Source organism: Nocardia sp. NPDC004722 (genome assembly GCF_053601505.1).
The window spans coordinates 1-18,828 of the sequence record NZ_JBSGBY010000020.1; the positions used below are offsets into that span (position 1 = coordinate 1).

Annotated in this window: 19 protein-coding genes and 1 tRNA gene; 11 read left to right on the forward strand and 9 right to left on the reverse strand. The window is 67.4% G+C overall.

The genetic code is table 11. The features are described from left to right. Nucleotides 1-531: NAD(P)-binding domain-containing protein (locus tag ACWELQ_RS04400; protein WP_452395612.1), on the reverse strand; the 531-nt coding region annotated here is incomplete at its 3' end. 305 nt (nucleotides 532-836) lie between these two features. On the opposite strand from ACWELQ_RS04400, the gene ACWELQ_RS04405 reads away from it, so the two are divergent. Next, the gene (locus ACWELQ_RS04405) at nucleotides 837-2,465 is read left to right on the forward strand and encodes a VanW family protein (RefSeq protein WP_452395613.1); all 1,629 of its coding nucleotides are present in this window, start codon (nucleotides 837-839) and stop codon (nucleotides 2,463-2,465) included. 117 nt (nucleotides 2,466-2,582) lie between these two features. Here ACWELQ_RS04405 and ACWELQ_RS04410 read toward each other — a convergent pair whose 3' ends face one another. After that, complete coding sequence (locus tag ACWELQ_RS04410; protein ID WP_452395636.1) at nucleotides 2,583-4,409, reverse strand: acyl-CoA dehydrogenase; 1,827 nt, start codon at nucleotides 4,407-4,409, stop codon at nucleotides 2,583-2,585. Nucleotides 4,410-4,910: 501 nt separating this feature from the next. Between ACWELQ_RS04410 and ACWELQ_RS04415 the strand changes: the two genes are divergently transcribed. After that, nucleotides 4,911-5,516, forward strand: coding sequence for an alpha/beta hydrolase family protein (locus ACWELQ_RS04415; RefSeq protein WP_452395614.1), 606 nt, complete (start codon nucleotides 4,911-4,913; stop codon nucleotides 5,514-5,516). Nucleotides 5,517-5,537: 21 nt separating this feature from the next. Here the strand turns inward: ACWELQ_RS04415 and ACWELQ_RS04420 are convergent, their stop codons facing one another. Further along, complete coding sequence (locus ACWELQ_RS04420; RefSeq protein ID WP_452395615.1) at nucleotides 5,538-6,110, reverse strand: TetR/AcrR family transcriptional regulator; 573 nt, start codon at nucleotides 6,108-6,110, stop codon at nucleotides 5,538-5,540. Between the two features lie 78 nt (nucleotides 6,111-6,188). Between ACWELQ_RS04420 and ACWELQ_RS04425 the strand changes: the two genes are divergently transcribed. Further along, entirely contained in the window at nucleotides 6,189-7,079 is an 891-nt protein-coding gene (locus tag ACWELQ_RS04425; protein ID WP_452395616.1) for an SDR family NAD(P)-dependent oxidoreductase, read from the forward strand. A 7-nt stretch (nucleotides 7,080-7,086) separates the two neighbouring features. On the opposite strand, the gene ACWELQ_RS04430 is transcribed toward ACWELQ_RS04425, so the two are convergent. From ACWELQ_RS04430 to ACWELQ_RS04445, 4 genes are all read right to left on the reverse strand, one after another. Further along, nucleotides 7,087-7,818 carry a class I SAM-dependent methyltransferase gene (locus ACWELQ_RS04430; RefSeq protein ID WP_452395617.1) on the reverse strand — a complete coding sequence of 244 codons (732 nt, stop codon included), beginning with the start codon at nucleotides 7,816-7,818 and terminating at the stop codon, nucleotides 7,087-7,089. A gap of 134 nt (nucleotides 7,819-7,952) precedes the next feature. After that, on the reverse strand, nucleotides 7,953-9,059 hold the full coding sequence (locus tag ACWELQ_RS04435) for a DUF4185 domain-containing protein (protein ID WP_452395618.1): 1,107 nt from the start codon (nucleotides 9,057-9,059) through the stop codon (nucleotides 7,953-7,955). 156 nt (nucleotides 9,060-9,215) lie between these two features. After that, nucleotides 9,216-9,974 carry a crotonase/enoyl-CoA hydratase family protein gene (locus ACWELQ_RS04440; RefSeq protein WP_452395619.1) on the reverse strand — a complete coding sequence of 253 codons (759 nt, stop codon included), beginning with the start codon at nucleotides 9,972-9,974 and terminating at the stop codon, nucleotides 9,216-9,218. Nucleotides 9,975-9,983: 9 nt separating this feature from the next. Then, entirely contained in the window at nucleotides 9,984-10,775 is a 792-nt protein-coding gene (locus ACWELQ_RS04445) for an alpha/beta fold hydrolase (protein WP_452395620.1), read from the reverse strand. A gap of 73 nt (nucleotides 10,776-10,848) precedes the next feature. Between ACWELQ_RS04445 and ACWELQ_RS04450 the strand changes: the two genes are divergently transcribed. From ACWELQ_RS04450 to ACWELQ_RS04465, 4 genes are all read left to right on the forward strand, one after another. Next, the gene (locus ACWELQ_RS04450; protein ID WP_452395621.1) at nucleotides 10,849-11,073 is read left to right on the forward strand and encodes a hypothetical protein; all 225 of its coding nucleotides are present in this window, start codon (nucleotides 10,849-10,851) and stop codon (nucleotides 11,071-11,073) included. Further along, nucleotides 11,060-11,356, forward strand: a complete 297-nt coding sequence (locus tag ACWELQ_RS04455; RefSeq protein ID WP_379358659.1) for a hypothetical protein — start codon at nucleotides 11,060-11,062, stop codon at nucleotides 11,354-11,356. Before ACWELQ_RS04450 ends, ACWELQ_RS04455 begins: the two co-directional genes overlap by 14 nt. 49 nt (nucleotides 11,357-11,405) lie before the next feature. Beyond that, a complete protein-coding gene (locus ACWELQ_RS04460) occupies nucleotides 11,406-11,765 on the forward strand; it encodes a hypothetical protein (RefSeq protein ID WP_452395622.1) in 360 nt (119 codons plus the stop codon). 118 nt (nucleotides 11,766-11,883) lie between these two features. Further along, a complete protein-coding gene (locus ACWELQ_RS04465; protein WP_452395623.1) occupies nucleotides 11,884-12,333 on the forward strand; it encodes a hypothetical protein in 450 nt (149 codons plus the stop codon). A 62-nt stretch (nucleotides 12,334-12,395) separates the two neighbouring features. Here ACWELQ_RS04465 and ACWELQ_RS04470 read toward each other — a convergent pair. Further along, a tRNA-Gly gene (locus ACWELQ_RS04470) sits at nucleotides 12,396-12,466 on the reverse strand. A gap of 301 nt (nucleotides 12,467-12,767) precedes the next feature. Here ACWELQ_RS04470 and ctaD point away from each other — a divergent pair. The 3 genes from ctaD to ACWELQ_RS04485 all read left to right on the forward strand — a co-directional run bounded on the left by ctaD (nucleotide 12,768) and on the right by ACWELQ_RS04485 (nucleotide 16,643). Beyond that, the gene (gene ctaD / locus ACWELQ_RS04475) at nucleotides 12,768-14,519 is read left to right on the forward strand and encodes an aa3-type cytochrome oxidase subunit I (RefSeq protein ID WP_452395624.1); all 1,752 of its coding nucleotides are present in this window, start codon (nucleotides 12,768-12,770) and stop codon (nucleotides 14,517-14,519) included. A 15-nt stretch (nucleotides 14,520-14,534) separates the two neighbouring features. Further along, a complete protein-coding gene (dcd, locus tag ACWELQ_RS04480; RefSeq protein ID WP_452395625.1) occupies nucleotides 14,535-15,107 on the forward strand; it encodes a dCTP deaminase in 573 nt (190 codons plus the stop codon). Between the two features lie 204 nt (nucleotides 15,108-15,311). Continuing rightward, the gene (locus ACWELQ_RS04485; RefSeq protein ID WP_452395626.1) at nucleotides 15,312-16,643 is read left to right on the forward strand and encodes an Hsp70 family protein; all 1,332 of its coding nucleotides are present in this window, start codon (nucleotides 15,312-15,314) and stop codon (nucleotides 16,641-16,643) included. Between the two features lie 109 nt (nucleotides 16,644-16,752). Here the strand turns inward: ACWELQ_RS04485 and ACWELQ_RS04490 are convergent, their stop codons facing one another. Continuing rightward, nucleotides 16,753-17,202 (reverse strand): hypothetical protein, encoded by a 450-nt coding sequence (locus ACWELQ_RS04490; protein WP_452395627.1) that lies wholly within the window; start codon nucleotides 17,200-17,202, stop codon nucleotides 16,753-16,755. 255 nt (nucleotides 17,203-17,457) lie between these two features. Between ACWELQ_RS04490 and ACWELQ_RS04495 the strand changes: the two genes are divergently transcribed. Next, nucleotides 17,458-18,819: an XRE family transcriptional regulator gene (locus ACWELQ_RS04495; RefSeq protein WP_452395628.1), complete on the forward strand. Its 1,362-nt coding sequence runs from the start codon at nucleotides 17,458-17,460 to the stop codon at nucleotides 18,817-18,819. Nucleotides 18,820-18,828: the final 9 nt, after the last annotated feature.

The window sequence follows — 18,828 nt, forward strand, 5'->3', positions numbered from 1 at the left end:
GCCCTGCTCGGCGGGGGTGGGCTCACCGGTGCGGCCGGGCGTGCGGGGCGCGGCGTCGACGCCGGGCGCGATGGAGCGCAACAGCGGATCCAGATAGCCGACCGGCTCGTCCTCGCCGCCGATCATCAGGCAGAAGCCCCGCTCCAATCCGAACACGCCGCCCGAGGTGCCGATGTCCACGTAGTGAATGCCCTTGGGCCGCAGTGCCTTCGCCCGCGCGATGTCCTCGTGGTAGCGGCTGTTGCCGCCGTCGATGACGATGTCGCCCGGTTCCAGCAGCTCGGCCAGACTGTCGATGACCGCACCGGTCGCGCCGGCCGGGATCATGACCCACACCACGCGCGGGGTGTCCAGCATGGCCACGAACTTGGGGAGTTCGGTACTGCCCTGGAAGCTTTCGCCGAGTTCGGCGGTGAGCTGGTCGACATTCTCGACGCGGCGTTCGTAGCCGACGGCGGTATGCCCGTCGCGCACGATGCGGCGCACGATATTCGCGCCCATCCGGCCGAGGCCGATCATTCCGAGCTGCATAGGGGTGGCTCCTCACGTCGTAGGTTGCCGGTCCGTCCCGATTGTCCCTGTCGAAGGTTGCGAATTTTTTTCCGATTGGATGGAACGGTGTGTAACGCCCTGGAACAGGTGTCGATAGTAGGGGTGGCTCCGTGCTGTTGCCAGACCCCCGACCCGGCAACCGCACGGAGCTCTTTTTATGCCTCCCACTATCGTTGCAGAAGATTTGCTGACCCTTGGGGAGGAGCTTTGTGAACGGTGAAAATCCTGGTCTACGTCAACTTCTGAGCTCGAATGCGGCTCGCCGCGCCGGGATCGCCGCAGGTGTGCTGGTTGCCGCGGCCGGAGTGGGATACGTAGTCGATCTGTCGCTGTCGTCGGGCAATGTGCCGCGTGGCGTGCAGGTTGCCGGGGTCGAGATCGGCGGGCTGGACCGGGCCGCTGCCCGGACCCGGTTGCAGGCCGCGCTCGATCAGCGTGTGGCACAGCCGCTCACGGTGCGCGTCGGTGATGTCAGGACGAATCTGGTGCCGCGCGATGCCGGACTGAGTGTGGACTGGGACGGCACCTGGGTCCGTGTCGGCGGGCAGCCCAAGAACCCCTTCACCCGGCTGGCGTCGTTCTTCGCCACGCGGGCCGTGGAACCGGCGGCCACCGTCGACGCCGCCGCCATGGATCGGGAACTGACCGTGTTGCGGGAGCACGACCGGGAACCGGTCGAGGGCGGTGTGGTCTTCGAGGACGCGCGGCCGGTCGCGGTGCGTCCGGTGCCGGGGAGGGTGCTCGATGTCGCGGGTGCGCGCGCCAGGCTGGCCGACCATTGGGCCGACGGCCCGGAACTGGTGCTGCCCGTGGTGGACACGCAGCCGCACGTGCGTGCCGACGCCGTCGACCGCGCCCTGAGACAGGTCGCCGAACCGGCCGTCAGCGCGCCGGTCACCTTCACCGGCCAGGGCGGCGACGCCACCCTCGATCCCGCGCAGATCGCGGGCGCACTGTCCTTCCGCGCGAACGATCAAGGCGGACTGGATCTCTCGACCGACGCCCCGGCGCTAACGGCCGCGCTGGCCCCGCAATTGCAACCCACCGAGGTGCCGCCGCAGGACGCCGGGTTCGATCTCTCGGGTTCGCGGGCGACCGTCCGCCCCGCCGTGGTCGGCACACTCGTCGACTGGGGCAAGACCCTAGACGGGCTGCCCGCAGTGCTGACGTCCACCTCGAATCGGTCGAAAGCCGTGGTCTACCAGCAGGTTCAGCCCAAACTGAGCACCGACGACGCCAACAAGATGGGTATCGAGCAGCCGGTCGGCTCGTTCACCACCGGCGGCTTCAGCGGCCCGTCGGGCGTCAATATCCGCGTGATCGCCCGCAAGGTGAACGGCGCGGTGGTGAAGCCGGGAGAGACGTTCTCGCTCAACGATTTCACCGGGCCGCGCGGGACCGCCCAGGGCTATGTGGAATCCGGCATCATCAACAACGGCCGCCCGGCCACCGCGGTCGGCGGCGGCATCTCCCAGTTCGCCACCACCCTCTACAACGCCTCGTACTTCGCGGGCCTGGAGGACGCGGGCCACACCGAGCACAGCTACTACATCTCGCGCTACCCGGCCGCTCGCGAGGCCACGGTCTTCGACGGCGCGATCGACCTGAAATTCCGCAACAACACGCCCTACGGTGTGGTCATCGACGCCGTCGCCGACGACTCCACCGTCACGGTCCGCCTGTGGAGCACCAAAACCGTTGAGGTCGAATCCATCACCGGCGACCGCACCAAACCGACGGAGCCCAAGACCGTCACCCTCCCCAAGGGCAAGGACTGCATAGCCTCGTCCGGCGCACCGGGTTTCACCACCTCCGACACCCGAGTGATCCGAGATGCCAAGACCGGCAAGGAAATCTCCCGCCACACCCGAACCGTCAAATACGACCCGGTCCCTATCGTCACCTGTGAATAACGCCAAAAGCGCTGCGGCCCGGAGGATCCGGGCCGCAGCGCTTTGTGCTGGGGGTTTGGGGGCTTGCCCCCGATTATCTTCCCGGGGGTTTGGGGGCGAAGCCCCCAAGACCCTTCGTCAGAACGCGGCTTCGTCCAGCTCCATGATGTCGTTGTCCAGGTTGGACAGCACGGTGCGGACCGAGGTCAGCTCCGGCAGCACGTTGCGAGCGAAGAACTGCGCGGTGGCGATCTTGCCCTGGTAGAACTTCTCGTTCGAGCCGGCGTCGAGGGCGTTGATGGCGACCTCGGCCTGGGCCAGCAGCAGCCAGCCGATGATCAGGTCGCCGACGGCCAGCAGGAAGCGGACCGAGCCCAGGCCGACCTTGTAGAGCTCCTTCGGGTCCTGCTGAGCACCCATCAGGTGCCCGGTCAGGGTGGCGGCCATGCCCTGGACGTCCTCGAGGGCGGTGGCGAGCAGCTTGCGCTCGGCCTTCAGGCGGCCGTTGCCACCCTCACGCTCGATGAACTTCTGGATCTGACCGGCCACGTGCGCCAGCGCCACACCGCGGTCGCGGGCGATCTTGCGGAAGAAGAAGTCCTGCGCCTGAATCGCGGTGGTGCCCTCGTACAGCGAGTCGATCTTGGCGTCGCGGATGTACTGCTCGATCGGGTAGTCCTGCAGGAAGCCGGAGCCGCCGAAGGTCTGCAGCGAATCGGTCAGGTACTGGTAGGCGCGCTCGGAACCGACACCCTTGACGATCGGCAGCAGCAGGTCGTTGACGCGGAACGCGGTGTCCTTGTCCGCGCCCGAGACCAGCTCGGCGATATCGGCGTTCTGGTGCGCGGCGGTGTACAGGTACACGGCGCGCAGGCCCTCGGCGTACGCCTTCTGCATGGCCAGGCTGCGACGCACGTCCGGGTGGTGGGTGATGGTGACGCGCGGGGCGGCCTTGTCGGTCATCTGGGTCAGGTCGGCGCCCTGCACACGAGTCTTGGCGTACTCGAGCGCGTTCAGGTAACCGGTCGACAGGGTGGCGATGGCCTTGGTGCCCACCATCATTCGAGCGTTCTCGATGACGTCGAACATCTGCGCGATGCCGTTGTGGACCTCGCCGACCAGCCAGCCCTTGGCGGGCACGCCGTGGCCGCCGAAGGTGACCTCACAGGTGGCCGAGACCTTGATGCCCATCTTGTGCTCGACGTTCGTCACGAAGACGCCGTTGCGCTCGCCGAGGGTGTCGGTCTCGAAGTCGAAGTGGAACTTCGGCACGTAGAACAGCGACAGGCCCTTGGTGCCCGGTCCGGCGCCCTCGGGGCGGGCCAGCACCAGGTGCATGATGTTCTCGAACAGGTCGTCGGAGTCGCCCGAGGTGATGAAGCGCTTGACGCCCTCGATGTGCCAGGAGCCGTCCTCCTGCTGGATCGCCTTGGTGCGACCCGCGCCGACGTCGGAACCGGCGTCGGGCTCGGTCAGCACCATGGTGGCGCCCCAGTTGCGGTCGGCGATCTTCTGCGCCCACTGCTTCTGCTCATCGGTGCCGTTGTTGTAGAAGACCTGCGCGAAACCCGCACCGGCGGCGTACATCTGGGCCGGCGGGTTGGCGCCGAGGATCATCTCGCCCAGGGCCCAGCCGACGACGGAGGGGGCGCCGAGGCCACCGAGCTCCTCGCGCACGGGCACCTTGGACCAGCCGCCGTCCTCGAGGGCGCGGTAGGACTTCTTGAAGGACTCGGGAAGAGTGACCGTGTGGGTCTCCGGGTCGAAGGTCGGCGGGTTGCGGTCGCCGTCGACGAACGAATCCGCCAGCGGGCCCTCGGCCAGGCGGCGAACCTCGTTCAGCATCTCCTTGACGGTGTCGGCGTCGAGGTCGCCGTAGGCGCCCGCGTCGAGCAGCTTCTGGATGCCCAGGAACTCGAAGAGGTTGAACTCGAGGTCGCGAACGTTGCTCTTGTAGTGACCCATGGTCGTACTCACTCTCCATTGAGATGGGTGCGGTTCGGTTGTGCCGTTCCCGCCCGTTAGGTCTCCACCGGTAGACACCGTAAAGCAGCGCTACTGACGGGTAACTTACGTGCCATGTTACCGACCGGTAGGAGGGTCGCCAAGGTCATCGGGGCCGAATGTGACTGAAAGCACGCGGGTTGCCGAGACCCGGGGTTCCGTTGAGCCCGTGGGGATCCCGTAATCGCAGCTCGCAGCCGTGCGGGGAGATCGGTGAGGTGGGACATGAGTCCCTCGACAGTGTGGGCGCGGCGGGCGTAGGCAAACCCGGCGCACACTGGGGTAATGACCCCTGACCTGGTGATTCTCGGTGCGATCGCGAGTCTCGCCGGGCTGATCGCCGCCTGGCTGATCGAGTCCCGGCGACGCCGCTGAGAGTGGCGGCGGCGGATTCGGCGGCCGGTCCGGCCGCGCCCGGTGTGCCGCGCGAGGCGGGGACGGGCGCGTGACTACGGTGCCCTCATGCGCATCGAGACGAGTGCCGGACCGGCGGAGGTGGAGATCGACCGGCCCGGGCGGAACAAACCGGCGTTCCTGCTGGTGCTGACACACGGGTCGGGCGGCGGTGTCGATGCGAAAGACCTGCTCGCCGTGCGGGATTCGGCCGTCGGGCTGGGCGGGGCCGTCGCGCTGGTGACCCAGCCGTACCGCGTGGCCGGTCGACGCGCGCCCGGCAAGGCCGACGTGCAGGACGCGGCGTGGCTGGAAATCATTGCGGCACTGCGCAAGAAGGTGCGCGGCGTGCCGCTGATCCAGGGCGGCCGCAGCAATGGCGCGCGAGTAGCCTGCCGGACCGCGCGGGCGGCGAAGGTCCGCGGCGTGCTCGCCCTGTCGTTCCCGCTGCATCCTCCGGGAAAGCCGGAGAAATCGCGGCGCGACGAACTCCGCGAGCCCGGCGACATCGAAGTCGTCGTGGTCAATGGCGCACGCGACCCGTTCGGCATTCCGGACGCCGCCGACGCCACCGAGGTGCATGTGATTGCGGGCCAGGCACATTCGTACCGCGCAGGCTTCGAAGAAATCGTTGCGGCAGTGGCGCCCTGGCTGCAGCGCTGGTCCACGAACTGACCGCAGTCCGCCCGCAGCTGCTCAGCGTGCCTTGGTCAGATAGTCGAGTAAGTCGTCGACCAGGTCTGTGGGGTCGGCGTGGCCCTTGCCGTTCGCGGCGAGATGGCCAGTGGAGGCGAGGTCGGCCGCGCCGTGCGCGGCGGCGCGGACCAGGGAGGCGAGGCGTTCCGGGTCGGCCGCCGGGAGGCTGCCCGCGGCCTGGGCCTGCGCGACCAGGGCGATCAACGCGGATTGGGCGTTGCCACCGGTTTCGGCGAGTTCGGGGGTCTCGTCGGTCCAGCGGCCGAAGACCAGCCGGAAGCGGGCCGGATGTTCGAGGGCCCAGGCGATATAGCCGTGCAGGACCGCGCGCAGCATTTCCAGCGGGTTCGGCTGTTCCTGCATGACCCGGGCGAATTCGATTGCGCGCTCGGATAGTTCACGTGCCGCGACGGCGGCGAGCAGCGCCTCTTTGTTCGCGAAGTGCTTGTAGGGCGCATTGTGTGAGACGCCCGCGCCCTTGCCTACCTCGCGCAGGGTGACGGCATCGGTGCCGCCCGCGTCGAGCAGGCGCAGGGCGGAGTCGAGCAGCACGGTGCGGGTGGGCGGCGGCATCGAACCATCCTAATCGGCGGTTGACAGCGTCAACCCGCGCGCTTAGGTTGACATTGTCAACCTCTGAGGGGAGCGGGCATGGACCAGGACACGACGGCCGTCGTCACCGGATCGACGAACGGCATCGGGGAAGCGATCGCACGACAACTCGCTGCCGCCGGATTGCGGGTGGTGCTGGTCGGGCGAGATCAGGGGAGGTTGGACGCGGCGCAGGCGCGCATCCGCGAGGCCGTACCGGGCGCGCGACTGCGGGGTGAACTGGCCGATCTGTCGCTGCTCTCGGATGTCCGCGCGCTGGCGGATCGCCTGCGGGACAGTCGAATCGACATTCTGATCAGCAATGCGGCCGTGGTCGCCGACCTTTCCGATCACACGTCGGAGGGGTTGCAGCGGACGCTGGTCACCAATCACCTCGCGCCCTATCTGCTGCTGCGCACCCTCGGCGAGCATCTCGCCGCCACAAGGGAATCCGCGCGGCTGGTGGTGGTCGGGGCCTCGCCGACCGCCCTGCGCGGCATTCCCGTCCACCTGGACGACCTGGGTTTCGAGAACGCGCGGGCGCACGGATTCCCGCCCAGTTTCCGGCCTTTCGTCGCCTACGGGCGCACCAAGAACATGAACGCGATGTTCGTCTACAGCCTGGCCGAGCACCTCGCGGGCACCGGGATCACCGTCAACGGCGCACACCCGGGGATCATTCGCCACACCGGGCTCGGCCGCGATTCCGCCCGCGGCCTGCTGCGCGCCTTCGGCTGGTCGCAGTGGATCAACCCGCTGCTCCCCGGGCCCGACGCCGGTGCGGACACGCCGGTCTGGCTTGCAGCCTCCCCGGAGCTGAACGGTGTCACCGGTCGATTCTTCGTACGCCGCAAGGATGTTCTGACCGCCGCGCACACCACCGACCGGGACCGCCGGGCGCGGCTGTGGGAGGAAAGCGCACGCCTGACCGGTCTGGCGGTTCGAAACTAGTCTTCGGCTAGAAGATGTCCAGGGCGGGTGGGACCGGAACAGTGCCCAGGGCAGGCTCTTCATCGGGGGGCTCGGGGACCGGCTTGGTGGCGACCAGCACGGCGTCGATGGCGTCGCGGTCCTCGGTGGGGCGGTGCACGCGGTCGGCGAGGCGGACCCGGATGTCGGGTTCGGCGGGGGCCAGGTCGGCGATGAGGTCGGCCGGGGTGAAGGTCAGGGCCGGATTACGTTCGCCGCCATAGCCTTCGGCGAGGTTGAGGGTGTCGTTGCCGACGACCAGGAGGGTGCCGCCGGGGGAGAGCATCTCGACGGCGTGCAGCAACAGCGCCCGCCGCTCCTCGGCGGGCAGGTGCAGGAACGCCATGAGGATCAGCTCGTAGGGGCCGGTGAGGTCGGCCGCGTCGAGCTTGGTGACATTCGCGTGCACCCATCGGATGCGCCCGCGCACCGAACGCGACAGCCGCGAGGCGACCGTGCGGCCCTTGTCGATCCCGGTCTGCGAGAAGTCGACCGCGTCCACCTGCCAGCCGTGCGTGGCCAGCCACAGCGTGTTGCGGCCCTCCCCGCAGCCGAGATCGAGCGCCCGCGGCAACTCCGGCCGGGGTTCACCGATCCCGAACCCGCCGACCGGAAGCCGCCGCTCCAACCCGAACACCTGCTCGACCACGGTCTCGTTCGGAGGCGCGCCCCACACCAGTTCGGTACCGGCGTAGTAGTCATCCCATTCGGCGGAGTCCATGACGACGAGTCTATTGAGACGCCACGGCCGCGAACTCCTTAGAGTTCGCGGCCGCGCTAGCTCGGGGTGCGGGGCGGAGCCCCGCGATCTGGAGGGGTTTCAGGGGCGAAGCCCCTGAGAGTCCCGAGAGTTGGTTACAGCGTGGTGTGCATCAGCAAGACGTTGTACTGCGTGTGGACCGTGGTGAGGAAGTACAGGTCACGGCCGGTTTGGTACGGGAAAATGTAGGGCGCGTAGGCACTTGGCAGTTCCCGGGTGTCGATGAGCACCGACGGCGCGCTCCACGGCCCCTCGGGATTGGGCGAGGTGTACATGACCACCGAGTTCCACGGATCGGTGGTGAGCATGATGTATTGCCCCAGATAGTCGTTCCACTGCACCGACATCTCCGAGACGCCACCGCCGACGACCGGCTGGGCCGCGTTCACGTCCTTCTGCCACTTGCCGCCGTCCCAGTACTCGTACGCGCCCATATCGCCGGCCGCCGCCTCCGGAACGCGGGCGACATACGCCGGGTGGTTGCGGCCGGACCCGGTGCCGTACTCGTAGAGGAAGCCGTCACGCTTGGCGAAGGCGTTCATCTGGAAGTTGGCATTGCCGCCGTCGTCCGGGCGGCGGGTGGCGGGCAGTTCGACCCAGTTCTCGCCGTTGTCGCCGGACACCGCGAGGCTCGAGTAGTTGGTGGTCCACTCGCCGACGTCGTCCCAGCTCTTCACCGACATGAGGCTCATGAACTGGGTGTTGCCGACCGAGATGCCCGCGGTGGGGATGCGACTGATCTCGATGAAGGGGATCTTCGGGCTGGGGATGAGATCGCGCGCCTGCCCGAACCAGTCGCGCACGACGGAGTCGAAGAAGATGCCGTTGGCCGGATCATGGGTGTGCGAGCGCACCAGGATGTTGGAGCGCCACGCCCAGGTGCTGCCGACCAGCAGATTCGGCAGGCCGAGCCCGGCGGTGTCACCGAAAGCGGTGAGCATTTCACCGTTTCCGTTGTCCCACATGATGCCGAGGTCGGTGCCGAGCACGTTGTAGGACTGGGTGTTGTTGGGGCTGGCCATGCCGGTGACCTGGAAGACGGCCTTGGTGCGGCCGGGTAGCTGGGGCAGGCCATTGGTGCCGTTGAGAACGGGAATCGGGTTGATCGCGTTGGGGTTGGCTGCGGCCGGTGTGGTCACGGTAAGGAGCAAGGCCGTGGCACCTGCAAGAGCGGACACCAGCAGGGGGGCGGCTTTTCTCAATGCGGTGCTTCCTCCGGGTCTCGCCGAATAATGCGCGGACCACACCGTATGTGACGGGCCGCACAATGCGTTCGACTCGTTGGCAAAGTGTGAAAATGCTAACAGCGATACCCCAATTCTGGGGCTTGCAAACCGGATTGTTTGCCGTGAATTGGCTTACTTTTGATTCTTACCAGATCCGAGCGCCTGCCGGATGATCAACGGCAGCTGCGTCGCCCGCTCCACGGCGAGGGTCCGCCGCGCCGACGCCTGCCAGGTGCGATCGAACAGTTTCTTCGCGCTGGCCACGGCGTGTTGCGGCCGCGCCGCGATCCGGTCGGCCAGTTTCTCCGCCGCCGCGAGCGGATCCGCGGTCACCTCGGTGACCAGGCCGATGCGTTCGGCGTAGGCGGCGTCCACCGGGTCGGCGGTCATGGTGAGCAGCAATGCCTTGTCGATGCCGATCAGCCGGGACAGGGTGGCCGCGCCGGTCATGTCCGGGATCAGGCCGTGCTTGGCCTCCATCACCGAGAACTCGGAATCGGGTGTGACGAAACGGAAGTCGGCGGCCAGCGCGATCTGCAGCCCGCCGCCGTAGCAGCGGCCGTGCACCACGGCGATCACCGGCTGCGGCAGTCGCCGCCACGCCCAGCACGCCTCCTGGAAGATGTTGGTGCCGCGCCACGGCAGCGGCACGAAGGCGCGCACCACATCCAGTGGATCGCTCATGGCCTTGGCGACATCCAGGCCGGAGCTGAAGCTGGGGCCGTTGCCGGACAGGATGACCGCCCGGATGTCGGAGCGTTTCCCGATGACTCCCGCGACCCGCACCAGTTCGCGCAGCATCTCGATGGTCAGGCCGTTGTGCTTGTCGGGCCGGTCCAGCGCCACGTACGCGCGGTCGCCGTCGAAGGTCAGGGAAACGTTGTGGCTCACGGTCTTTCCTTACTGTTCGAGCTGTTCGAGCTGATCCAGGATCAGGCGGGCGCACGCGGCCGGGTCGTCGTAGAAAGGCGTGTGGCCGCTGCCGTGCAGGGTGACGTGCCGTGCGCCCGGCAGCACCGCGCGGGCACGCCGGGCCTGGGTGGCGTACGTGAGCAGAATGTCACGATTGCCCCAGGCGATGGTCAGCGGGATGCCGTCGACGGCGGAGCGGTCGGGGAGCCGGAAGTCGGTGAAGGAGGCCAGGGCCGCGTCGAAACCGGGCGCGCCGAGCAGCCCTTCGACGGTATCCACTGCCACCTGGGGATCGAGCGCCCACGGCTTGCCGAACACCAGGCCCAGGAAGGTGGACCGCCCCACGGTATTGCCGAGCAGGGCGGGCACGGCCGGGCGCAGCACCCGGGTCAGCTGTTTGGCGCGGCCGAGCGACTGCTGGCACCAGACGCGACCGGCGGTGTCCCAGAACGCGATCGGGGAGAAGGCGGTGACCGAGCGGGCCAGTCCGCGCGCGGCCAGGTCCAGCACGATGCCGCCGCCCATGGAATTGCCTGCCAGATGCGGGTTTTCGATGCCCTCGGCGGCGAGGAATTCGACCAGCGCGTCCGCGAGGGTCGAGACGGTGGTGTGCGCGAGGGGCGGAGTATCGCCGAATCCGGGCAGGTCCACCGCGATCACGTCGAAGGATTCGGCCAGGGTGTCGATGATCGGTTCCCACACCTGCCAACGGCTGCCGACGCCGTGCACCAGGACGAGGGGGTCTCCGCTGCCGCTGCGGTGGTGGTTCAGCTTTGTCACCGGTCACACCCTACCGTCGTTGACGTGTCGCCAACAGGCGGAAAACGGCCACTCCGGAAGTACGATAAAAGGTATGGCAACCCGAAAAGTGACCCTGTCGCTGGACGAGGCGGCCTGGTCCTACGCACAGGATGCCGCGGCCCGCGCCGGCATGTCGCCGTCGGCGTGGATCTCCCGCGCCGCCCGCCGCGAAGCCGTGCGGCTGGGTTTCGGCCCGGCACCGGACCCGGTCGAACTCGCCGCGGCAGACGAGGCGGAAGCACTGGCCGCCGAGAAGGAGCTGCGTGCGCAGGGGTGAACTCTGGGTCTACCACCCACACGGCACCACCCGAACCCGCACCATCATTCTCATCTCGAGCGACGGCATCAACGAGTCGCCGCGGCACTGGCTGATCGCCGCGGAGGTCGAGGCCGAGGATCCCCGCGACATCCTCGCGGTGCCGATTCCCGGCCACGGCTGGGTGCACGCCGGCAATCTGGGCCGCATCTATCGCGGCTGGTTGGACGAGCGGATCGCCGAGGTCGACGGTGAGACGGCGGAACGAATCGACACAGCGCTGCGCGCTGCCATGGATCTGTGAGATCGTGCCTGCGGCAGCTTCCCGTCGAATCTTGAAAGTCGAGGCCCCAGTGCGCGTTTCTCTCGGAGGCAGAGTTCTCGGAGGCACAGTCCTGCTGGCCGCCGCGCTTCCGCTACTGGTGGCGTGTGGCGGCAGCAGCGGCGGTGACAAACCCGCCGATGTCACCCAGGCCGAATTGTCCAAGTCCCTGCAGGGTGGCGGCCTCGATGCCGCGTTCGCCGACTGCGCCGCGAAAGTCTTTATGGACGAGGGCATTTCGCAGGCCGGTTTGCAGGTGATGGTCAAGAAGGACGCCAAGACCGTCGGCGCGGCGGACTACGAGGCGGCCGGAATGAGCAAGGCGGACTCGGACAAGGCGCAGTCGGCCGCCACCAAGATCGTCTCCTCCTGCATGAAGACGGGGTCGTAACCCGAGATCATCGGGACCCTTGGCGGCCGGTGGTTTTCGGCCGCCCTTGTTAACTCTCCGGTGCCGGTGTGCAATCTCTGAATCGACCGGGATCGTCCCGGCACCGGGAGGGATCACAATGCGGAAATCCATCGTCGTGGCGGCGCTGCTCGCGCTGCCACTGCTGTCCGCGTGCAGCAACAGTCAGGAGGCCGCACCGGCCACCACCACCCCGCTCGCGGCGAAGGTCACCACGACCGCCCCAGCCACGACGGTGTCCGGCGCGCCGACCGTCACCCCGGGCGCGAGCGGCACGCCCGCCGCGGGTGCCACCACTGCACCGGGCAGCGGTAGCGGGCTGACGGCCGATCAGATCTCGAAGGCCCTGCAGGACAAGGGCAAACTCAGCCAGGCGACCGCCGACTGCGTGGCCAATATCTATATTCAAGAAGGGCTGTCGGACAGCGGCATTCAGAAGGTCATCGACAGCGCCAACGGCACCAACCCGGCCAAGGCCGGGCTCAGCACCGACGACCTGATCAAGGCGGCGAAGGCCACCTCGCGCATCGCCACCGAGTGCGTGAAGTAAACCCCATCGCGGGCCCTGACATGCGGAAAGCCCCCGTCCGGAAGGACGGGGGCTTTCGCTCGAGCCGATGACGGGAATCGAACCCGCGCTACCTGCTTGGGAAGCAGGAGTTCTGCCATTGAACTACATCGGCACCGTATGTACTTGCGCTCGCGACTCTATCAGACCGGCTCTGGCGGGATGCAACTCTTATCCGTTCCCGCAGGTACGGCTGGGGATTTCCGATCGAGGTGCGCATTCGGGTGATCGTTCCCGCGCGTCGGGGGCGGCGCGCCGAAGATCGCCGGGTTCTTTCGCCGAAGCACCGAGTTTCGACTACCGGCGGTCGTAAACTGGCCCCGGGTCGAAAACCCGTCCACCACAGGAAGTTTGGATGCGCTGAACGGTAGCTAGCGCACGTTCGGCAAATCCTGCTCGGCGGTCGAGGAGGACGTATGACCGCAGTGCCCGCTCGTGAAGTGCCCGAGCTCGAGCCCACGCGGCCATATCCACGCCGGATGGGACCCAAGGGGTCGTATCTGTGGAAGGCCATCACCACCACCGATCCCAAGATGCTCGGGAACATGTATTTGTTCACCGCGGTGGTGTTCTTCCTGATCGGTGGCCTGCTGGCGCTGCTGATGCGGACCGAGCTGGCGCGGCCGGGCCTGCAGTTCCTGACGCCGGAACAGTTCAATCAGCTGTTCACCATGCACGGCACCATCATGCTGCTGTTCTATGCGACACCGATCGTCTTCGGATTTGCCAACGCGGTGCTGCCATTGCAGATCGGTGCGCCGGATGTGGCCTTCCCGCGCCTGAACGCCCTCAGCTACTGGCTCTACCTGTTCGGGGCCACCATGGCCACCGCCGGATTCCTCACCCCGGGCGGCGCGGCCGACTTCGGCTGGACCGCCTACACCCCGCTCAGCCTGGCCGAACATTCGCCGGGCATGGGCGCGGACCTGTGGATCATGGGCGTCGCCGTTTCCGGTGTCGGCACCATCCTGGGCGGCGTCAATATGGTCACCACGGTCATCTGCCTGCGCTGCCCGGGCATGACCATGTGGCGGATGCCCATCTTCACCTGGAACATTCTCGTCACGAGTGTGCTTGTGCTGCTGGCGTTTCCGATCCTCACCGCCGCGCTCATGGGCCTCGAGTTCGATCGGCACCTGGGCGGGCACGTCTTCGACTCGGCCAATGGCGGGGCCATCCTCTACCAGCATCTGTTCTGGTTCTTCGGGCATCCCGAGGTCTATATCGTGGCGCTGCCGTTCTTCGGCATCGTGACCGAGATCTTCCCGGTGTTCAGCCGCAAGCCGCTGTTCGGCTACACCACGCTGGTGTACGCGACGCTGGCCATCGGCGCGCTGTCCATCGCGGTGTGGGCGCACCACATGTATGCGACGGGATCGGTACTGCTGCCGTTCTTCTCGTTCATGACATTCCTGATCGCGGTGCCGACGGGCGTGAAATTCTTCAACTGGGTCGGCACCATGTGGCGCGGGCAACTCACCTTCGAGACACCCATGCTCTGGTCGGTCGGCTTCCTGGTGACATTCCTGTTCGGCGGGCTGTCGGGCGTCATCCTGGCTTCGCCGCCGCTGGACTTCCATGTGTCCGACTCGTATTTCGTTGTGGCACACTTCCATTACGTGCTGTTCGGCACCATCGTGTTCGCCACCTTCGCGGGCATCTATTTCTGGTTCCCCAAGATGACCGGGCGGCTGCTCGACGAACGGCTCGGGAAGCTGCAATTCTGGACCACGTTCCTGGGTTTCCACACCACCTTCCTGGTGCAGCACTGGCTGGGTAACCAGGGCATGCCGCGGCGCTACGCGGATTACCTGCCCAGCGACGGATTCACCACGCTCAACACCATTTCCACCATCGGCTCGTTCATCCTCGGGTTCTCGATGATCACGTTCGTCTGGAATGTCTTCAAGAGTTATCGCTACGGCGAAGTGGTGACCGTGGACGATCCCTGGGGCTACGGCAATTCGCTGGAATGGGCGACCACCTGCCCGCCGCCGCGGCACAACTTCTACGAACTCCCGCGCATCCGCTCCGAACGCCCGGCCTTCGAACTGCACTATCCGCACATGGTGCCGCGCATGCGCGCCGAGGCCCATGCCGGCTGGGGGCTGCGCAAACCCAAACAGGTCACCGAGGCCGGGCCAGTCGATAAGGCAACCGGGCATTGACATAGTCTTTTCGGCGTGCTGCTTTCAGATCGCGACATCCGCAAGGAAATCGCCAACGGACGTCTCGGAGTCGAGCCGTTCGACGAGAAGCTGGTGCAGCCGTCGAGTATCGATGTGCGGCTGGACAGCATGTTCCGGGTGTTCAACAACACCCGCTACACGCATATCGATCCGGCGCAGCGGCAGGACGAGCTGACCACCCTGGTCGAACCGGGCGAGGGCGAGCCGTTCGTGCTGCACCCGGGCGAATTCGTGCTCGGCTCCACCCTCGAGGTGTGCTCGCTCCCCGACGATCTGGCCGGGCGGCTGGAAGGCAAATCCAGCCTCGGGCGGCTGGGGCTGTTGACGCATTCCACCGCGGGTTTCATCGACCCCGGATTCAGCGGGCACATCACGCTGGAGCTGTCGAATGTGGCGAACCTGCCGATCACGCTGTGGCCGGGCATGAAGATCGGCCAGCTGTGCCTGATCCGGCTTTCCAGTCCGGCCGAGCATCCCTACGGTAGCGCTGCCGTGGGCTCGAAATATCAGGGTCAGCGTGGGCCCACGCCGTCGCGCGCCTACCTGAATTTTCCCGTCTCCCGATGAGCCGCCGCTCGGCCGATGCCGAGTTGTCTTCCGGGCTAGCGGTTTCTACCGGGTATTCGGCGTAAATCGGTCGCTGCCTGGACGGTTGACCGTCAGTCGTGGCGCGATTACGCCGACCACTGGCCGAGCACACCGGGTGTACGGATGGCGCGGTACGTCGTAAGGTGACGGCGACAGGTGTATGGAAATCAAGGGCGGCAGCGGATGAGTTCGGTTCTGGGAGTATCGGTGGGGGCGGGCGCGGTTCGCGTCGCACGCCCGATCGCCGGTGATTCCGCCGAGGCCCCCGCCTTCGATGTGCAGGCGGTGCCGGTCGGGGAGCGCCGGGTCGACGAGCTGGCCGCCGATGTCATCGGCGCGGTGCTCGCGGCGGATTCCCGCATCAGCGCCACCGCCATCACCTACCGCGACGAGAATCACGCGCGCGCCATCCGGGCCGAACTGGCCCGGCGGCAGTTCACCAATTACGAACTGGTGCCGGATGTGGTGGCGGCGCTGGAATTCCTCGAATACTCCGGTGAACTGCAAGGTTTCGGCACGGTCGCGCTCTACGACCTGGGCGCGTCCGGTTTGTCCGTGACGGTGGTGGACACCGCCACCCGGCAGGTCTGCTTTACCGAACGCACCAGCGATATCAGCGGCGACTACCTGGATTCGCTGATCCGCGAACAGCAGATCGCGTCCGGGCGGATCGCGCATCCGCCGGACCACACCGGGCTGGCCGCGCTGGACGCGCTCTGCCGCGAGGCCAAGGAACAACTCTCGAGCAGCAATGCCGTCGCGCTGCCCTCCACCGAGGGGCTGGTGCTGCTGTCGCAGGAGAACTTCGAGGCCCTCATCATGCTGGCCGTCGAATCCTCCGCGCGCATGACCCGCGATGTCATCCTGCGTTCCGAGCAGCCCGTGCAGGCGGTCGCCCTGCTCGGTGGCTGCGCCCAGATTCCGCTGGTGGCAAGGGTTCTGCGGCGCTGGCTCGGGGTTCCGGTCACGGTGCCCGTCGCACCCGACACCGTGGTCACCCGCGGCGCGGCCCTGCTGGCCCGCCCGGTCATGCAGCGCCCGGCCCCCGCGCCGTTCCCCACCACCGTGCACGACAGCGCGCCCGCCGCGCCCGCGGAACCGGCGCAGTCCTGGCCGTCCGGGCATCGGGCCGCGGTGGAGAAGTCCGGCCGCCGCCGCGAGATCAGCCTCGCGGGCGTCGCGGTCGGTGCCCTGGTCGTGGTCGCGGCCATCGGCATCACCCTCGGCTGGGGATCGCAAGTCCTGAGCCATGATTCGCAACGCCAGGACGCCGTCACCAGCTCCGTCCCGGCCACCACCACCCGCCCGGCCGAATCCACCACCGTCGCCCCCACCACCAGCGACGCCACCAACGAATCCCTGGCCGCGCCCCAACCGCACGCCTACACGACCACCACCACCGAGGCGCCCCCCACCACGCCCGGTCCGAACACCATCACGATCATCCCGGGCCTCCCACCCGTCGTCGTACCCACGATCCCCCCACTCTTCCCGGCCCCGGCCGCGCCGCAGTAGGCCGCTCCCGCAAGCCTTTACACGCCGAGTCCGCCCCGTCGACTGCCAGACCAAGGGGCGGACTCGGTGGTTCCGGCGCGAGCAGCGCCGGCGCGGGGATCGGCTGCGTTCAGTCCCCGCTCCCGGTTCCCACCGCCAGAGCTGTCGTGATGATCGCCGACAGGGGTGGGAGTTTGATGTCGCGCGCGGGCGGCGTCACCCAGTGACAACCCTCGCGCGTCCAGCGGCCGAGGCCGGTGGGCAGCATGACCGCGCTGCCGACGGCCGGAATGCCGATATCGAGCCGGTTCAGGGCCTCCATGATCTGCTCGCCGGGCCGCGAATCCGGTTCGGCCAGAAAGCTCCAGCGAATCTGCCGAGCCAGCATCGGACCCTCGCGTTGTTGCTGTTGCAGTGCGCCGCGGACCTTTTCGGCCCGCGCCACCGGTAGGTGCACCACCCCGATCTGCGCGGTGACGGGGAGCATGACGAATCCGCCGCGCTCGGTCACCGGCAAACCGAACTCGTGCCGGTAATAGGAGACCCAGTCTTCGACCGTTCGGAGCTTGTCCGCGTTCACATCCCCGCCTCCTTCCCCCGACCACAAGGGTCGCCCGCGGAACCCCCTGTGAAAACGCCCGCACACCCGCATTCCACTGCCAATCCGCCGCCACTATTACCGATACGTATAAAGCCTGGTACCAACCGGGTTTCGGAAGTGGTCGCGGCCAGTTTCCGCTCGTACCCTGGACATCGGAGTTCGTTCGGAAGGGATGGCATCGTGGTCCGGCACTGGTCAGGCAAAGAGGCCCGGGCCCTCCGCGATGCCAAACGCATGAGTATCCGGGAGTTCGCGGCACATCTGGGCGTGCACGAGCGACTGGTCTCGAAGTGGGAGGCCGGGGGCGATCGGGTGCATCCCCGTCCCATCAATCAGGCCGCCCTCGATACCTCACTTGCCAGGTCCGACGATGTTGTGCGGGCACGGTTCGCGGCCTTGATCGATCAGCCTTCGAGCGACCGCCCCGCCGTTCCCGGTTTCGATGTGCGCCAAGGCGGTTCCGAACTATGGAGCGGCATGCCGGCGCAGGCCAGTTATTCCAGCGACGCGGAACTGCTGGCACTCGTCGACACGGGTGCGATGAGGGGCGATGCGTTAGCGGCGATTTCGGAGAGGGATCTGATCATGGCGGCTGCCCACGAAGCCAGCGAACACGCAGGCAGGGCCGAGGGCACCAATGTGGGTGCGACACTGCTCGAGCAGCTGGACGCGGATGTCACGCGCATCGCGAACGATTACGTACACATGCCGCCGGTGCCGATGATGGTGGAGATGTTGCGGGTGCGGCGGCGGGTGTACCGGTTGCTGGAAGGCCATCAGCGGCCTGCGGATACGTCGCATCTGTACCTTTTGGCGGGTACTTTGTCCGGTCTGCTGGCGAATGCCAGCACCGATCTCGGCTATTTCGATGCCGCCGGTGAACAGGCAAGGGCCGCTTGGGCTTACGCCGAACTGTGCGAGCACAATCCGCTGCGCGCCTGGACCCGCGGCATGCAGGCGCTCATCGAGTACCGGGCCGAACGGCCGCGCCGCGCGGTGCTGCTGGCCCAGAGCGGGCAGCACTACGCCGAATCCGCCACCTCGCGGGTGCGGCTGCTCAATATCGAGGCCCGCATCTGGTCGCGGCTGGGCAGCACCGCCGACACCGAACGCTGCATCCGCTCCGCCGACGACGCCCGCGACAGCGAATCCAGCGACAATCTGCACGACGAGGTCGGCGGCGTCTTCGGCTTCACCCAGCCCAAGAGCCATTACTACGCGGGCGCGACCTACATCCACCTCGGCCAGGCGGCCCCCGCGCTGGACGCCACCAACCGTGCGATCGACCTGTACGTGAACGGACCCACCGACAAGCGCTCCTATGGCGCGGAATCCCTGGCGCGCGTGGACAATGCGGCCGCGCACCTGATCAACGGCAGCCTCGACGGTGCCGCTGCCGCCTTGGATCCGGTGCTGGAACTCGAGGAGGACAAGCGCATCGCGCAATTGGAGGAACGGCTCTCCGCGGTGCGGCAACGTCTCGCGAGCCCGGAGTTCCGGGATGCCGGCGAGGCCCAGGACCTGGACGAAAGGATCGAGGAGTTCTGCGGCTCGACCGCCGCGCGCAGCGCGTTGCCGCCGGATACCGCCCGGTAGCCCTCTGGC

Coding starts and splice junctions, on each gene's coding strand:
- ctaD (WP_452395624.1), top strand. CDS start 12,768: ATGACCGCAGTGCCCGCTCGTGAAGTGCCCGAGCTCGAGCCCACGCGG.
- ACWELQ_RS04410 (WP_452395636.1), bottom strand. CDS start 4,409: ATGGGTCACTACAAGAGCAACGTTCGCGACCTCGAGTTCAACCTCTTC.
- ACWELQ_RS04465 (WP_452395623.1), top strand. CDS start 11,884: ATGCGGAAATCCATCGTCGTGGCGGCGCTGCTCGCGCTGCCACTGCTG.
- ACWELQ_RS04415 (WP_452395614.1), top strand. CDS start 4,911: ATGCGCATCGAGACGAGTGCCGGACCGGCGGAGGTGGAGATCGACCGG.
- ACWELQ_RS04420 (WP_452395615.1), bottom strand. CDS start 6,110: ATGCCGCCGCCCACCCGCACCGTGCTGCTCGACTCCGCCCTGCGCCTG.
- ACWELQ_RS04425 (WP_452395616.1), top strand. CDS start 6,189: ATGGACCAGGACACGACGGCCGTCGTCACCGGATCGACGAACGGCATC.
- ACWELQ_RS04450 (WP_452395621.1), top strand. CDS start 10,849: ATGGCAACCCGAAAAGTGACCCTGTCGCTGGACGAGGCGGCCTGGTCC.
- ACWELQ_RS04430 (WP_452395617.1), bottom strand. CDS start 7,818: ATGGACTCCGCCGAATGGGATGACTACTACGCCGGTACCGAACTGGTG.
- ACWELQ_RS04485 (WP_452395626.1), top strand. CDS start 15,312: ATGAGTTCGGTTCTGGGAGTATCGGTGGGGGCGGGCGCGGTTCGCGTC.
- ACWELQ_RS04495 (WP_452395628.1), top strand. CDS start 17,458: ATGAGTATCCGGGAGTTCGCGGCACATCTGGGCGTGCACGAGCGACTG.